This is a genomic window from Peribacillus sp. AS_2, from assembly GCF_026891895.1.
In the GTDB taxonomy this organism is placed as follows: Bacteria; Bacillota; Bacilli; order Bacillales; family DSM-1321; genus Peribacillus; species Peribacillus frigoritolerans.
On the sequence record NZ_JAPTGA010000009.1, the window covers coordinates 207,255 to 222,087 of the forward strand.

Annotated in this window: 18 protein-coding genes and 1 pseudogene; 13 read left to right on the plus strand and 6 right to left on the minus strand. The window is 37.4% G+C overall.

Annotated elements, in window-relative coordinates; genetic code table 11:
- The first annotated feature begins 141 nt into the window (after window positions 1-141).
- The 7 genes from tkt to OTG27_RS17485 all read left to right on the plus strand — a co-directional run bounded on the left by tkt (window position 142) and on the right by OTG27_RS17485 (window position 6,468).
- Window positions 142-2,145 carry a transketolase gene (gene tkt, locus OTG27_RS17455; protein ID WP_057276125.1) on the plus strand — a complete coding sequence of 668 codons (2,004 nt, stop codon included), beginning with the start codon at window positions 142-144 and terminating at the stop codon, window positions 2,143-2,145.
- Window positions 2,146-2,440: 295 nt separating this feature from the next.
- Entirely contained in the window at window positions 2,441-2,881 is a 441-nt protein-coding gene (sirA, locus tag OTG27_RS17460; protein ID WP_034312935.1) for a sporulation inhibitor of replication protein SirA, read from the plus strand.
- A gap of 84 nt (window positions 2,882-2,965) precedes the next feature.
- Entirely contained in the window at window positions 2,966-3,181 is a 216-nt protein-coding gene (locus tag OTG27_RS17465; RefSeq protein WP_034312934.1) for a YneF family protein, read from the plus strand.
- A gap of 818 nt (window positions 3,182-3,999) precedes the next feature.
- Window positions 4,000-4,419, plus strand: coding sequence for an RrF2 family transcriptional regulator (locus OTG27_RS17470; RefSeq protein WP_268937569.1), 420 nt, complete (start codon window positions 4,000-4,002; stop codon window positions 4,417-4,419).
- Between the two features lie 100 nt (window positions 4,420-4,519).
- The gene (locus OTG27_RS17475; RefSeq protein WP_268937570.1) at window positions 4,520-4,903 is read left to right on the plus strand and encodes an IDEAL domain-containing protein; all 384 of its coding nucleotides are present in this window, start codon (window positions 4,520-4,522) and stop codon (window positions 4,901-4,903) included.
- 49 nt (window positions 4,904-4,952) lie between these two features.
- Window positions 4,953-5,267 (plus strand): thioredoxin, encoded by a 315-nt coding sequence (trxA, locus tag OTG27_RS17480; protein WP_034312928.1) that lies wholly within the window; start codon window positions 4,953-4,955, stop codon window positions 5,265-5,267.
- A gap of 79 nt (window positions 5,268-5,346) precedes the next feature.
- Window positions 5,347-6,468 (plus strand): NADH-dependent flavin oxidoreductase, encoded by a 1,122-nt coding sequence (locus OTG27_RS17485; RefSeq protein WP_268937571.1) that lies wholly within the window; start codon window positions 5,347-5,349, stop codon window positions 6,466-6,468.
- A gap of 530 nt (window positions 6,469-6,998) precedes the next feature.
- Here OTG27_RS17485 and OTG27_RS17490 read toward each other — a convergent pair.
- From OTG27_RS17490 to OTG27_RS17505, 4 genes are all read right to left on the minus strand, one after another.
- Window positions 6,999-7,394, minus strand: a complete 396-nt coding sequence (locus OTG27_RS17490) for a hypothetical protein (RefSeq protein ID WP_268937572.1) — start codon at window positions 7,392-7,394, stop codon at window positions 6,999-7,001.
- 86 nt (window positions 7,395-7,480) lie between these two features.
- Window positions 7,481-7,816 (minus strand): hypothetical protein, encoded by a 336-nt coding sequence (locus OTG27_RS17495; protein ID WP_268937573.1) that lies wholly within the window; start codon window positions 7,814-7,816, stop codon window positions 7,481-7,483.
- Window positions 7,817-8,307: 491 nt separating this feature from the next.
- A complete protein-coding gene (locus OTG27_RS17500) occupies window positions 8,308-8,706 on the minus strand; it encodes a DoxX family protein (protein ID WP_095679715.1) in 399 nt (132 codons plus the stop codon).
- A gap of 883 nt (window positions 8,707-9,589) precedes the next feature.
- On the minus strand, window positions 9,590-9,763 hold the full coding sequence (locus OTG27_RS17505) for an aspartyl-phosphate phosphatase Spo0E family protein (protein WP_072272814.1): 174 nt from the start codon (window positions 9,761-9,763) through the stop codon (window positions 9,590-9,592).
- Between the two features lie 246 nt (window positions 9,764-10,009).
- Here OTG27_RS17505 and OTG27_RS17510 point away from each other — a divergent pair, with 246 nt between their 5' ends.
- The 6 genes from OTG27_RS17510 (at window position 10,010) to OTG27_RS17535 (ending at window position 14,040) form a co-directional block, all read left to right on the plus strand.
- A complete protein-coding gene (locus OTG27_RS17510) occupies window positions 10,010-10,717 on the plus strand; it encodes a cytochrome c biogenesis protein CcdA (protein WP_034312916.1) in 708 nt (235 codons plus the stop codon).
- A gap of 410 nt (window positions 10,718-11,127) precedes the next feature.
- The gene (locus OTG27_RS17515) at window positions 11,128-11,604 is read left to right on the plus strand and encodes a CcdC family protein (protein ID WP_034312912.1); all 477 of its coding nucleotides are present in this window, start codon (window positions 11,128-11,130) and stop codon (window positions 11,602-11,604) included.
- 167 nt (window positions 11,605-11,771) lie between these two features.
- A complete protein-coding gene (locus tag OTG27_RS17520) occupies window positions 11,772-12,827 on the plus strand; it encodes a YeeE/YedE family protein (protein ID WP_170946975.1) in 1,056 nt (351 codons plus the stop codon).
- Window positions 12,828-12,868: 41 nt separating this feature from the next.
- Window positions 12,869-13,096 carry a sulfurtransferase TusA family protein gene (locus OTG27_RS17525; protein ID WP_034312908.1) on the plus strand — a complete coding sequence of 76 codons (228 nt, stop codon included), beginning with the start codon at window positions 12,869-12,871 and terminating at the stop codon, window positions 13,094-13,096.
- A gap of 128 nt (window positions 13,097-13,224) precedes the next feature.
- Window positions 13,225-13,530, plus strand: a complete 306-nt coding sequence (locus OTG27_RS17530; protein WP_095394913.1) for a DUF3219 family protein — start codon at window positions 13,225-13,227, stop codon at window positions 13,528-13,530.
- Window positions 13,531-13,611: 81 nt separating this feature from the next.
- Window positions 13,612-14,040 carry a DUF2621 domain-containing protein gene (locus OTG27_RS17535; RefSeq protein WP_048685984.1) on the plus strand — a complete coding sequence of 143 codons (429 nt, stop codon included), beginning with the start codon at window positions 13,612-13,614 and terminating at the stop codon, window positions 14,038-14,040.
- Between the two features lie 142 nt (window positions 14,041-14,182).
- Here OTG27_RS17535 and OTG27_RS26725 read toward each other — a convergent pair.
- Window positions 14,183-14,344: pseudogene (locus tag OTG27_RS26725) on the minus strand (transposase); the annotation flags it as partial.
- A gap of 74 nt (window positions 14,345-14,418) precedes the next feature.
- Complete coding sequence (locus OTG27_RS17540; protein ID WP_374941266.1) at window positions 14,419-14,574, minus strand: hypothetical protein; 156 nt, start codon at window positions 14,572-14,574, stop codon at window positions 14,419-14,421.
- Window positions 14,575-14,833: the final 259 nt, after the last annotated feature.

Sequence of the window (14,833 nt, forward strand, 5' to 3'; positions counted from 1 at the left end):
TATTTAGTTTAATCTAAATAGGTGACTTCTTATTCCTAGAAAATTGTAATATTGGGGCATTAAATAGTGATTTTAGTTGTGATATTATGCTTGTCACTATAATATAAAGAGGTACATTACAGGAAGGGATGTTTTTACAATATGTTAGATAAATTAGATGCACTTTCTATCAATACGATTCGTACATTATCAATTGATGCAATTGAAAAGGCTAATTCCGGCCATCCGGGTATGCCAATGGGTGCAGCGCCAATGGCGTATAAACTATGGACCGAATATATGAACCATAACCCGAAAAATCCAGATTGGTTTAATAGAGATCGCTTTGTTCTTTCAGCTGGACATGGTTCCATGCTGTTATACAGCCTTCTTCATTTATCAGGCTATGGCTTATCTATCGATGATTTGAAAAGCTTCCGTCAATGGGGCAGTAAAACTCCAGGACATCCTGAATTCGGACATACGGCTGGTGTGGATGCAACTACCGGGCCGCTTGGACAAGGTATCGCAATGGCAGTCGGAATGGCAATGGCAGAACGTCACTTGGCAGAAAGCTATAACCGCGATTCTTATAATGTGGTCGATCATTATACATATAGCATTTGTGGGGATGGAGATTTAATGGAAGGTGTTTCTGCAGAAGCCGCTTCATTAGCTGGACATCTACAACTGGGAAGACTTGTTGTTTTATATGATTCTAATGATATTTCCCTTGACGGCGACTTAAGTCAATCATTTAGTGAAAGCGTAGCAGACCGGTTCAAATCTTATGGATGGCAATATATCCGCGTTGAGGATGGCAATGATCTTCAGGAAATTGCTAAAGCGATTGAAGAAGCGAAAACCGACGAAGCACGTCCAACATTAATCGAAGTGAAAACGGTTATCGGTTACGGTTCACCAAATCGTTCAGGTAAATCTGCAGTTCACGGCGCTCCGCTTGGTGCAGATGAGCTTAAATTGACAAAAGAAGCATACAAATGGACATTCGAAAAGGACTTCCATGTACCTGAAGAAGTGTATTCACACTTCAATGAAGCTGTTGTTGATGCAGGAGCTCAAAAAGAAGAAGCTTGGAATGAATTATTTAAAAATTACAAAGAAGCACATCCTGAGTTAGCACAGCAATTAGAGCTTGCAATTAAAGGTGAACTGCCTGCTGAATGGGATCAGGAAATTCCAGTCTATGAAGAAGGTAAGACATTAGCTTCCCGTGCTTCAAGTGGTGAAGTACTGAATGCGATCGCCAAAAAGGTCCCTAGCTTCATTGGGGGTTCTGCGGATTTAGCCGGGTCTAATAATACTGCCATCAAAGGTGAGACAGATCTATTACCTGGTAATTACAGTGGCCGTAATATATGGTTCGGTGTACGTGAATTCGCTATGGGTGCTGCTTTAAATGGAATGGCACTTCATGGTGGCTTAAAAGTATATGGAGGAACATTCTTCGTATTCTCTGATTATCTACGTCCTGCCATAAGAATGGCAGCACTGATGGGACTGCCTGTTAATTATGTGTTCACCCATGACAGCATTGCTGTAGGGGAAGACGGACCGACTCATGAGCCAATCGAACAATTAGCATCATTGCGCGCAATGCCTAACCTAGGGGTAATCCGTCCAGCTGATGGCAATGAAACGGCAGCAGCCTGGAAAGTGGCTATGGAGTCTACAAATAAACCAACTGCTCTTGTACTGACTCGTCAAGGATTGCCAACAATAAAAGGCACTTCCGAAACTGCGTATGAAGGTGTTTCAAAAGGTGCTTACATCATCTCTGCTTCTAAGAAAGAAGTAGCCGATGCATTACTTCTTGCGACTGGTTCCGAAGTGAACTTGGCTGTTAAAGCACAGGAAGCTTTAGCGAACGAAGGAATTGATGTTGCGGTAATCAGCATGCCATCATGGGACCGATTTGAAACTCAATCAAAAGAATATAAACAAAGCGTAATCAATCCGGCAGTGAAAAAACGTTTAGCTATCGAAGTGGCTTCACCGTTTGGCTGGGATCGTTATGCAGGTGATGAGGGTGAAATATTGGCCATCAATCATTTTGGAGCTTCTGCACCAGGCGGTAAAATCATGGAGGAATTCGGTTTCACTGTAGAAAATGTAGTTGCTCTTGTTAAAGAAATGCTTAAATAACAATAATGCGGAACTGACACCAACTAGATTGGTGTCAGTTTTTTTATCAAAAGAGTCCTATTTCATATTGAATGTGCTTCTATACTAAAGGAAATCTTCCATTCGACAAAAAAAGAAGAAAATTTCTCCAGCAAACAACATATACTTTTTGTTTGTCAATATATAATGAGAATAAATAAATTTCGTTTAAATGTGTCAGTTAAAGGGGAAAGTCATCAATAGTGGAAAATAGTGGACAGGGTGCTGGTGGTTAGATGTTTCGTACCAAAATAGGAAAGCTAGGAGGCATTGGCTGATGAGAACCTATCAAATTTATTTAATCGAAGATGAATTTGCCCATCATTATTATGGAAGAGAAAAGCTATTTTTCAATTTGTTTTTGGAATATATTCAAGCAAGGGGCAGACTAAAGAGTATTTTGCAAAAACAAATCGAATATGTCACCAAAAAAGTCCCGATTATCCAGTTGCAGTTAGCTATTGAACAACGTTTGCAAAAAAAGATGAATTATTGGACTCAAAATGGAAAATACTATTTAGAAAAAACAAACGGATCAAGTAAAGCCGTTTTAATCATTCAGAATGATTCCATTACTCTTGAAGCTGAAGGAGACTATGAAGCGGAAACGGCTTTCTTTGAAAGTATTCGAAAATATGAAGCGAGTTTTCTGGCCATTGATTTTGAACATGAAAAATACGGTTGGTTAAAACCGATAAAAGAAAGAAAATTTGTCTAAATGGGGGACTTTTCGGTAGCGGGTATTGTATAATAACCTTTGGTCTAGTACACTGATGTTAGACAACATGAAGGAGGAAATAGTATGTGGGTTTACATTCTAGTTGGCGTACTGGCATTGATTGCTGGAGTAGTGCTGGGATTTTTCATCGCTCGTAAATACATGATGGATTACTTAAAGAAAAATCCGCCAATTAACGAACAAATGTTGAAAATGATGATGATGCAAATGGGTATGAAACCATCCCAAAAGAAAATTAATCAAATGATGAGCGCCATGAATAAACAACAAACAAAATAAGATAGCATGAAACCTTGATATATCAATGTTCTTGGAAGATTGGATGCAAAATTTTATATAATATCGAAATGGATTTAGTCTGAATCCTTCTACCGATTTTATATAAAATTTTGGTTTATCTTTCATTTTTGTTTCTTAAGCCACTTTTTCTGAATGAATGATTCAGAAAAGGTGGTTTTTGTTTTGGAATGGTAAGGTAAGTCCTCCATCTATGTGAGGCTTTTTTATTTGGAAAGTAAATTCTCTAAAAAATTATACTTGTCCACACTTTCTATCAAAAGATGCATATATAGTATTAAGGAGGGTGGTTATAATGATAAATGATTTTGTAAAAAAATGTAAGATGTGTTTTCCTATGTGTGAGCTTAAATTTGAACACAAAAGTAAATTTAAAGACAAAAAATGGGAATCGAAATTCAAATTGAAATCTAAATGTAAAAAATAATAAATCTTTTCTATTAATCTTTTTATTTAAGCGCTAAACCATTAATGACTTAGTGATTATAAAAATTGATTAAAGTAATCATCCGAGTAATCGGGTGTTTTTTATTTGAATATTTGTAAATAGAAAAACCATTCATGAAGAAAGAATGGATTCGTTGTCAATTTAGTGTATCTATAATTAAGGGATAAATATTATCACCAAGTTTCTTACTATAAGGCTCATTAACTTGGGCAATATTAAAGCGTAAAGTGGGGATTTCACTGCAATACTAAATTGATCAAATATAATGGAGGAAGCTGTTGAGGTTTTTGAGTTGACTTTATCAACTGTAAATATTAATATTACAGTAATCCCCTTGAGGAGGATACGTAAAGTGAATAGTGATTTTACAATAGCTGTGCATAGTTTGGTCTATTTAGCTTATCTACCAGATCATATGGCAAGCAGTGAGTCCATCGCAGAAAACGTTTGTACAAACTCGGCTAGGATTCGGAAAATGATGAGCAGCTTAAGAAAAAAGGGATTTGTTAAGACTAAAGAAGGTGTGGGCGGAGGCTATATTCTAGACTGTACCCCTGAAGAGGTAAGTTTGGCGGATATTTATATAGCGGTCTCACATGGAACCCTGAAACCAAAGTGGTGTACAGGTGATCCGGAGAAAAAATGTGTCATATCTTCAAATACCCAGGTAGTCATGGATCAAATATTTGATGAAGCTGAATTATATTTTGAAAAATATTTAGAAGATATAACTCTCAGCACATTTTTGGAAAAAATTAAACAATGTCTGTGATATTGATTTAGTTTTTTCTTTGCACAAAATGTATATTTTATTAATACAGTTAATAACTATAGTTTTAATATTAAATGAACATAAAAGGGGTGCTAAGGAAATGGTTGAAAACAATCTGTTCAAAAATGGGGATTGGGTACAGGGAAAATCAAGAGATGGGGAACTTATCCATGGTTTCGTTGAAAACGTAAGCGATAATCGAGAAATCGTTAAAGTGAATGTAGTTGAAAGTGACAATGAAAACGCGGTTGGGAAATCGATTTGGATTCCGAGTAAATGGACTGAAAAACTGCCGGATCTAGAAGTCAGTAACGAAGCTCATCTTTTGGCCTTAATTGATTTGGCTTTACTTTCTAAAGATGAAACATGGTTTATGGAGTTATCCGGTAAATTGGAATCCATCAAAATCCACCCGAAAATAACTGCCCGGAAATCAGAGGTTCAAATCCCGGGAAATAGAATCGCAAAACTCGATTTTAAATAGTGTGAGTAAAGATCATTAATATTTCGGATAATACAAGGAGGAAATGATCATGACAATAGAACATGTTACAGATGATAATTTTGCTAGCGAAATCAAGGAAGGCTTAGTATTGGTTGACTTTTGGGCCCCATGGTGCGGTCCGTGTAAAATGATTGCCCCAGTTCTTAATGAAATCGATGAGGAAATGGGTAATCAGGTTAAGATCGTTAAACTTAATGTGGATGAAAATTCAGATACGACGAGCGAATATGGAGTGATGGGAATTCCAGCTCTTATTCTATTCAAAGATGGAGAAAAGGTAGATCAAGCTATTGGCTTCCAGCCAAAAGAAGCCATTTCGGCATTAATCGCAAAGTATGCATGATTATAATCATAACGCGGATGATATTTAATTAAGGACTTATACCAACCAACAGGGTGGATAACTAATGGAGGATTACTAAATGAATTCTAAATATACACCATTATTTGAATCGTTCAATTTAGGAAAGAAATTAGAAGTGAAAAATCGATTGGTGATGGCACCTATGACAAATTTCTCTTCTAATCCTGACGGGACTGTAACCGATGCGGAAGTTAACTATTATGAACGTCGGTCAAGCGGGGTCGGCATGGTTATAACGGCATGTACTTACGTGACGGCTAATGGCAAAGGTTTTCACGGGGAATTTGGCGGAGATCAGGATGAATTGATACCTAGTCTAAGTCGTTTGGCATCAGGGATTAAAGCGAAAGGGGCAAAGGCAATTCTCCAGATCTTTCATGGCGGCCGAGAGGTTCCACCCGAATTGGTAAATGGTGATGTTGTCAGTGCAAGCAACATCCCATCGGAAGGTGAAGGGAAAGCAGTTCCACGTCCACTATCTGAAAAGGAAATAGAATCGATCATTCTCGACTTTGGTGAAACCACCAGACGTGCCATTGAAGCGGGATTTGACGGTGTCGAGATTCACGGTGCAAATGGTTACTTGCTACAGCAATTCTTTTCGCCGCATTCGAACCGTCGTGAAGACAAGTGGGGCGGTTCTCTGGAAAAGCGCCTGAGTTTTCCATTAGCGGTTGTGGATGAAGTAAAAAAGGCTGTTGCCAACCATGCCAAGGATCCGTTCATCGTAGGTTACCGTTTTTCACCGGAAGAACCGGAAACACCAGGAATCACAATGGATGATACACTTGCATTAATTGATGGGCTTGTAACAAAGGATCTGGATTATCTTCATGTTTCATTAATGGATTTCTGGTCGAAAGCAAGACGGGGAACCGACGTTGACCGACCTCGGATAGAGATCATTAAAGAACGTATCGGAAATCAAGTTCCATTAATTGGTGTTGGTTCCATCTATACAGCAGATGATGCGATCAAAGCACTGCAATCGGGGGTTCCGTTAATTGCATTAGGGCGTGAAATCATAATTGATCCTGAATGGGTACAAAAAGTGGAACAAGGCAGGGAAGCTGAAATCGTGACCAAAATAAACAAAGAAAATCAGCAGCAGCTTGATATTCCAGACCCATTATGGCAAGCGATCATCCACACTCCAGGGTGGTTTCCGGGGATTGAATAAAAGTTCGTAAAAGTACTGATTTGGTTATTTAACCCGGTTAAGAAACACATATAAAAGTGTTCTTATCCGGGTTTTTATGTATGGAAAAGTCATTTATATGAATGAGAATCTAAATAGTGATTTTAAATTGAGTCCGAATGAATAACTGAGCATTCTATTCTAAGCTGATTGGAAATAAAACAGGGGAAAGTTTAGAATTTTTATTGGCTAACACTTAAGCCTCAGCGGCAGATGCATTCGGAAATTTTGGGCTTTCTTTACGGAACGCGTGGAAAAGGTAGGAAGGACGCTAGTCAACACCAGAAGAGCAACCATTAATTAATGGTTGCTCTTCTGGTGTTACCTTCTTTTTAACAGAATAGCTAATATTAAAGATATTTGCAGAGAAATGATAAGTAAAAGAGACAACATATAATCACTATCTAAAGATGCATCATAGCTAAAGATAAAAAATAAAATCACTGATATGACTAGAATGAAAATGAAATTAATAATAATTTGCCTCATGGTGCCCCCAATCTAACAACAGATCAATAAGACAGCGTCAATGCATATGACCTTGTATCTGTAGTATTATTTGGTGTAATTGATAAACCGGCCGGATAAACTGAAACAGAAGGTATACCAGAAATTCTTTTATGACCATACGTTATTTTTATGTTTATTTTACCATTTTTTGATGTAGGAACATATACATATTGTCCGATATACCCTTTATGCTTGGTTTTACTAGTAGAAGCCCTTATATCATATGAACCAGCCACACCAGCACTTGGTTCCCAATTACTTGGAGAATACTTGATTGCATAATCAATCCAACGTCCATTTCCTTGTTGATCTTGAGAATATCTGTGCTGGTGTTGTTTTACTTTCCTTCCACTTGTTGGTAAATATAGTCCTGAACCTGAAGGGAAACCAATTGACATTTTATCCACTAAAGTAAATGAAGGTGTTTTTAGCCATTGAAAGTTACCATATATATAAAATTTATCTTCTTTTGAACGATCACTTTTTACTTTATATACAGTTCCCCCATTTTTAAAGTTGTTGCAGCAATTAATGCAAAAGTGCTGATTTGCCCTGGTTTAGTAACTTCTGGATCATATATGAACATAAATTCCGATCCAGAATTTATAGCTTTAGCCTCCTCTTCAATTAATCGTCTTGAAACTTCAACAGGTAAATCCTCGGATTCTTCTTGAGTATTGCCGACTTCATTTACAAGATAATTCAACTCTTCTGGTGTCAGCCTTTCTTTGCTAACGCTTGTACCATTTTCCTCGGCAAATCCTGTTGCAGCAAGACTAAAAGAAAATAAAAATACTGTCACAAAAGATAAAAGCCTCATTTATTCCTCCCCCTTTTTCTATTTATTACTGGATTTTCCTATTTTCAAGTGTTAAAAATATAAATCAAAAAAACATGAGGTTATGATCATTCTCGTTATTACTGTACTCTATTATTTTTGAAAATGAGTTTTAGTTTTTAGACATGATATTTCAAATTAGGAACTATTGTTTTCAATCCAAGATTTTCTTTTGTAGGAACATAAGGAATGGGATTCGATGGTACTCTATAATTTAATGGCATTATTCCAACTCCTTTGTGAAAATTACTGTACAAGAGTGATGCTTAGGTAGTTTGCATTTTAATATTGAAACCATCTAATTTAAATATGGGACAACCTATGTAAACTTACTCGAAGTAACTATCACTCAGTTATAAGCTTTAATAACTACTAGAAAAATCTCTGAATAATGGGGAAAAAGTAAAAACACGGAGTGGCTATAGCCAACTCCGTGTTTTTCATAATATAGGGATTATAAAACCCAAGCTTCCTTAAAATAGAAAGGAATCAAGAGAGTATGGGCCAGCTCCGGTTAGCGCAACGCCAATCGCCACTGCAAGAATGGCAAGATTATATTCATAACCGTTTTGAGTTGCCCAGTAGCCATTTGCTCCATGGACTTTAACGATTGCAACGAGCATTGTAAGTGCAATTAATATACCTGCAAAGGGTGTAAGGAGACCTAAAGCAAATAACGCTCCGCCTATAAGTTCAGATAGACCGGCAAATAGGGCCATGGTAATTCCTGGCTTCATCCCAATTGAATCAAACCAGCCTCCTGTACCTTTCAAGCCGTGACCGCCAAACCACCCAAATAATTTTTGAGCTCCATGTCCAACAAACGATAACCCTATTACTAAGCGTATAACTAATAAACCAATACCAATCATTTATGATTCCTCCTAGAGTTTATTTTGAATTTAGATATCTCTAATTCGAGATTTATGTTTAAAAAAATACAGTGATATTATCTCGAGTTAATTTATCTTTAATTAAAGATAATATTTTTTGGCCGATTTGTCAAACACAATTTTTATCATTTAAATTGCTTTAGAAAAAGGAACGAGGATAGGTGAGGTTTCCAGATTGAATTTGAAAATAAATATATTTAGGTAGAAAAAACCATTCCTTTATTTGTAAGGGATATCTCTTAAACGAATGCCTCCTGCTACACATGAATTTCACACTGTTACTCGTGAATTTTAGCTGTTTCCCTCATTAATTTTGCGTTTATCGAGGATTTAGCTGTTTTTACTCGTAAATTTAGCTGTTGCCCTCGTAAATATTGCGTTTACTCGTGAGTTTAGCTGATTTACTCGTGAATTCCGCGCATTTACTCGTGATCAATATATATGGAAATCAATTGAGGCCGCCGACTTGGAAATACAGTTAAGAAATTGATTAAGAACCGGCGGCCATTACTTAAGGTGTTTAGATAATCGAAAATACTCACATGTGTTGTGTAGGGTGCTGCAACGAGGATTAAATAAGTATCACACTGGGGTAGGAAGTGGTCCGGACGGTTCTTCCGTCTTTGATGGATCTTCTGCTGTTCTGTTGTGACAAACTATGCTTCGACATTCCGATGCAAAATGATTCTTATGCATTATCTTAAATGGAAAAACAGGCAATGCCCATGGCGGTTGCCTGTTTTCTTATATTGCAAAGGTCATGCCTAAGTATCCTAATTGAGAAAGAAGGTAAAAAGGGGAGATTGACAGCAAAATAAATCATATAATAACTTATGTGGTTATCAATGGGAGATGTACTGGATTAAAAATTTGTACCGGTTTTATAAAAAAGTTCATTATATTTATTTAGTAACTGATCAAGTTGCTGGCTATATTCAACGGCAACATGAGAGTTTAAACCATCTTTAGCGACAATTTTGATAAGTTCATTTCTCTTTATTTCAATCTGTTCGAGAAATTCATTCTTTTTAGCCATTATATTTCCTTTCTGGCCCCAACATTTATTTCAAGGTACCCTTAATTTATGTGTTCGTTGTAAAATCTGTATGAATATAACAATTATATCGGCTTGGACTAATGAATTCAAATAAGTTAATTTAGCCTGTCGCCCATCCAGTTATAAGCTATTGGTTGTCATGAAATATTCACAGTTCCATAAATGTATTTTTTTATCTTATTTGTTACAATGTTTATAGGTTGACATACATAGGAGTGAGCTTATTTGAATGATATTAATATGTTTTTAGCTTTTGGGGCGGGATTCTTGAGTTTTATTTCGCCTTGCTGCTTACCGCTATATCCGGCCTTTTTATCTTATATCACTGGTATGAGTGTAGGTGAAATCAAATCCGAGAACGCCATGCTCCAAAGAAGAAGCATGCTGCATACTTTATTCTTCCTTCTTGGGTTTTCCCTGGTTTTTATTGCAATTGGTTTTAGCACTTCATACTTAGGTTCTTTTTTCTCGGATTACAAAGAATTAATTCGTCAGATTGGTGCTATCCTGATTATCATTTTTGGTTTATTCATTGTAGGAATCTTTCAGCCGAAATCTTTGATGAAAGACAGTCGTTTTGAATTCAAGAATCGACCTAGCGGATATATAGGTTCCATTCTTATCGGACTGGCCTTCGCCGCTGGATGGACTCCTTGTGCAGGTCCGCTGTTAGGTGCTGTCATTTCATTGGGTGCAACGAATCCAAGTGCTGCCATGAGCTATATGACTGCCTATATTTTAGGATTTGCCATCCCGTTCTTCATATTATCCTTCTTTGTCGGAAAGTTGAAATGGATCAAAAAGTACAGCCAATACATCATGAAGATTGGCGGATATTTAATGATTATAATGGGTGTGGTTTTATTTTTTGATTGGATGACCAAAATAATTGCAGTCCTGTCTAGACTATTCGGTGGCTTTACAGGTTTTTAGTCCATAATAAGTTAATTTTTCAATATTATTCTAATTGAGGCCAGCTATTAGGTCTTATGGTGCCATTTCGTTGATTTTGGGTATAAGGTCAGTCACTAAGTGGTTGATGAAGGCGGGATTGGGCGGTAAGCATTGAATATTATATAGAAATTAAATCCAGATCTAAGAAATTAAGAAGGAACTTCAGGCAGCGATGTTCATAATGCAAAAATGGTTGACGAAGTCTATAGAAGCCGGGACCAAGGTTTTATCGACAAGCCTTTTGTCGAGGCGTCATCAATAGCGGGCTTAATTAATAAACACCTCCTTGTTTATCTTAAATAGGTACTATATACTTTGTTTATAAATTGAAGTCATATATAATTTTTAATGGTACTTACCTATTATTAGTTAAAAGGGATGGTTAAGAGATGATATATATATCAACAGGTATAGCGATTGTGATGGCTATAGGTGTTTTCATATTACGGATGAAGGAAACGAAAAAACCAGTGAATGAAAAGAAAATCATTTTACCGCCGCTGTTTATGAGTACCGGTGCCTTGATGTTTATTTTCCCGATGTTCAGGGTCACTCGATACGAATTGTTGGAGGCTCTTGTTGCAGGAATGCTATTTTCCATCTTATTGATCAAAACATCTAAATTTGAAGTTAGAGATGAAAAAATTTATATTCTGCGCTCTAAAGCGTTCATATTCATATTGATTGGTCTCATGGTGATTCGACTGGTGGCAAAGCTGATGCTGGGAAGCACGATTGAAATCGGTGTATTGAGCGGAATGTTTTTCTTACTTGCTTTTGCGATGATCGTTCCGTGGAGAATTGCCATGCTTTACCAATATAAGAAAGTTAAAGCAGCCAGTTTCGGCGGAGGCAGTATGGTTTGATAATCAAAGGAATAATCTACAAAACCTGAGTCGTTATTCATGATGACTCGGGTTTTTCATTTGCATGGGAACTTCATTAGAAAAAAATCAATCCAAAAACCTAGTAATTTCATCCGAATTATATTATATTAGTATTATTATTATTTTACTTAAGGAGGAAACGGTACATGTTACAAATGATTGTGTTAGGGATTATTTGTGGTTTACTGCTGGGATTTGTGCTTCAAAGAGGCCGTTTCTGTGTTGTTGGTGCATATCGTGATTTGATTTTAGCTAAAGATGGACGGATGTTTTTGGCTACATTTGTTGTTATAGCGATACAAAGTATTGGTGTTTATGCATTGAATGATACAGGGGTCATTCAGTTTGGAAATGATGGTTTTCCATGGCTGGGAACCATTGTGGGTGGCTTTATTTTTGGTATTGGTATGGTTCTGGCAGGAGGCTGCGCCACTGGAACATGGTATCGTGCCGGAGAGGGCATGATCGGAAGTTGGGTTGCCCTTTTTGGATATATGCTAGGGGCAGCAATGACGAAATATGGTGTATGGAAAGTGGCAGGGGATAACTTGTTATCTTATCGTACAAATGATACGTATATTCATGAAACGTTAAATGTTTCGCCTTGGGTTCTTGTTATTATTGTGACACTCTTGGTTGGCATATTGGTGATTCGTGAATTGAGAAAACCGAAACTTCCAATCTTTAAAATGAAACCGAAAAAAACCGGATTGGCCCACATCTTATTCGAGAAACGCTGGCATCCTTTTGTGACAGCATTATTGGTCGGCCTTATTGCAATCATGGCTTGGCCGCTGAGTGCAATGACAGGGAGGATGTTCGGACTTGGAATTACAGCGCCTTCCGCGAACATTTTAACTTTCCTTATCACCGGAGATGATGCGTTAATCGATTGGGGGACGTTTTTAGTAGTAGGCATTTTCCTAGGTTCTTTCATCGCTGCCAAAGGGAGCGGGGAATTCCGTTGGCGTTTGCCTGATATGAAAACGTTACGTAATAATGCAATTGGCGGTGTAACCATGGGATTCGGTGCAAGTGTTGCCGGGGGATGCACAATCGGAAATGGCCTGGTGAATTCGGCGTTATTTGCTTGGCAAGGTTGGATTGCGATTGTCTTTTTCCTGCTGGGTACATGGGTAGCGACTTATTTCACGATCATCCGTAAGCAAAAGCAGGCAGCCGCCGCATCCAAAGCGGCTTAAGATATGAGTCAAAAACTTTTTAATCAAGGAGTGGAATATAAATGGCAAAAGTATTGGAAACGACTGGAATGGTATGTCCATTCCCTTTAGTGGAAGCAAAAGAAGCGATTGCGGACATGGCAAAAGGTGAGGAATTGATCATTAATTTCGATTGCACACAAGCAACGGAGAGCATTCCGCGTTGGGCTGCTACAGAAGGTCATGAAATCACCGAGTTCGAGCAAATCGATGACGCTAAATGGCGTATAATCGTTAAAAAGGGAAAGTAAATTGATTTGAAGTAAACGTGCTCAGGTTTCCTGTGCACGTTTTTTCATTTTTTCAAGGTTGAATAATTGGCGCTGAGAGTTTCTAGTGATAACATGTCTTTAACCACTTTATTAAGGAGATGTTGATAATGGTTGACGAGGTCATTTTAAACGATGTTCCGCTGCAAGTTACGGATTTTCTTTTTGAAACTGTAAAGGATTCTGAAGGTAAGGAAATCAGAAAAGTAAGTTTCAATTTCAAGGTCACACATAGTGAATATCATGATATTACTACACTTCTTTATCAGATGGTTTTTGATTTAAAGATTCCACAGTCAAACGAGGAGTTTCGTGCAGAGATTTTTAACTATGCAACTTCGGTCACGAATCTTTATGAAGAAAACGCGGTAGGGGATTTTTCGCTCGTCTTGCTGGAAGTGAACGGTCAAGAATGATTGCATTGCCAGTCTTGTAAAGATATGGGTTACTGTCTATAATAAATAGTGATGATCATTCTATACATATGAGGTGGTACTTTGCTTAGCGGATGGTTTTTATGGTTCATTCTATTTTGGGTAGCCCTTTTAATTATATTGATGAGCATAGGTGGCTTTTTCATGTTTCGAAAGTTTCTGAAAAGATTTCCAAAAGAAGATGGGAAATCCGATATGGATTGGGAAGAATACTATTTGGAACAAACAAAGCACTTATGGTCAAAGCAGCAAAAGGAATTACTGGAAGATTTAGTGAGCCCTGTGCCAGAACTTTTTCGTGATGTTGCACGACATAAAATCGCGGGAAAAATCGGGGAGTTGGCGTTAAAGGAAAAAGCGGGCGATATTACGGAAGATTTAGTGATACGCGGCTATATCATTGCCACACCAAAACGTGATCATAAATTTTTACAAAAAAAATTAGCTGAAAGAAAGGTGAATATGGTTCCATATGAACATTTATTCAGCTAATGATGAAAAAAGCAGACTCATTTGGAGTCTGCTTCAGTTTGTAGACAATAGGCGTTCAGAATAAAAATTTCGAACCCCTTTTAAAATTCCCTTTGAAATTTTGACCAAAGGTTAAGAGATTTGGACTCTTAGAGCCACTAGGTTATGCTATTTTAGGACCTTGCCATGTCCACATGGCCATCTTCTTTAAATTAATGGCAGTGAAAGTAAGCAGCGCTTGCATCGACAATTTTTTAAGTCCCCTTAAAGTAGTCCAACGCATACCTTGCTTTTCTTTTGCATCCGCGAATACACACTTAATCGTCGTATGGAACGAATAGCGAAGGTATATTGAATGAATGTCAGTTTAACTAAAATAACTGGATCATTACTTCGGCGTCATACCTCTGAATACATATCTTTCACCAAGTCATAAATGAAAATGAAGTCAATGGAAGCCTCCATTTTACGAACCAAATGGTTCGGCGGCACCAGTTGATCAAAAGTAATCATTTCAAGTTGTTCTCGTTGAATAGAATGATGTTTCGAAAGCATCCTCATCACCTCAAGTTTTAATAGATTTATTTTAAAACAAAAAAGACTGTAGGCAAAAGGAGTTCTATCCAAATTTTTAAACATAGTTGATTGGAGCGGGTGTGCGAGACTCCTGCGGGAATAGCGAGTCTAAGCGAGTGCCTACGTTCCAATCAACGTCAAAATTTGTACAAGCAAAAAAAATGTAGACAAACTCGATTTTCATTGAGTTTGTCTACATTCAGAAGCAGACTCATTTGGAGTCTGCTTTTTTCATTTT

Excerpts from the sequence above, each read along its gene's own strand:
- OTG27_RS17465 (WP_034312934.1), top strand. The coding sequence starts at position 2,966 with ATGTGGGTTTACATTCTAGTTGGCGTACTGGCATTGATTGCTGGAGTA.
- trxA (WP_034312928.1), top strand. The coding sequence starts at position 4,953 with ATGACAATAGAACATGTTACAGATGATAATTTTGCTAGCGAAATCAAG.
- OTG27_RS17475 (WP_268937570.1), top strand. The coding sequence starts at position 4,520 with ATGGTTGAAAACAATCTGTTCAAAAATGGGGATTGGGTACAGGGAAAA.
- OTG27_RS17485 (WP_268937571.1), top strand. The coding sequence starts at position 5,347 with ATGAATTCTAAATATACACCATTATTTGAATCGTTCAATTTAGGAAAG.
- OTG27_RS17525 (WP_034312908.1), top strand. The coding sequence starts at position 12,869 with ATGGCAAAAGTATTGGAAACGACTGGAATGGTATGTCCATTCCCTTTA.
- OTG27_RS17515 (WP_034312912.1), top strand. The coding sequence starts at position 11,128 with ATGATATATATATCAACAGGTATAGCGATTGTGATGGCTATAGGTGTT.
- OTG27_RS17520 (WP_170946975.1), top strand. The coding sequence starts at position 11,772 with ATGTTACAAATGATTGTGTTAGGGATTATTTGTGGTTTACTGCTGGGA.
- OTG27_RS17505 (WP_072272814.1), bottom strand. The coding sequence starts at position 9,763 with ATGGCTAAAAAGAATGAATTTCTCGAACAGATTGAAATAAAGAGAAAT.
- OTG27_RS17490 (WP_268937572.1), bottom strand. The coding sequence starts at position 7,394 with ATGTCAATTGGTTTCCCTTCAGGTTCAGGACTATATTTACCAACAAGT.
- OTG27_RS17500 (WP_095679715.1), bottom strand. The coding sequence starts at position 8,706 with ATGATTGGTATTGGTTTATTAGTTATACGCTTAGTAATAGGGTTATCG.
- tkt (WP_057276125.1), top strand. The coding sequence starts at position 142 with ATGTTAGATAAATTAGATGCACTTTCTATCAATACGATTCGTACATTA.
- OTG27_RS17530 (WP_095394913.1), top strand. The coding sequence starts at position 13,225 with ATGGTTGACGAGGTCATTTTAAACGATGTTCCGCTGCAAGTTACGGAT.
- OTG27_RS17495 (WP_268937573.1), bottom strand. The coding sequence starts at position 7,816 with ATGAGGCTTTTATCTTTTGTGACAGTATTTTTATTTTCTTTTAGTCTT.
- sirA (WP_034312935.1), top strand. The coding sequence starts at position 2,441 with ATGAGAACCTATCAAATTTATTTAATCGAAGATGAATTTGCCCATCAT.
- OTG27_RS17540 (WP_374941266.1), bottom strand. The coding sequence starts at position 14,574 with ATGCTTTCGAAACATCATTCTATTCAACGAGAACAACTTGAAATGATT.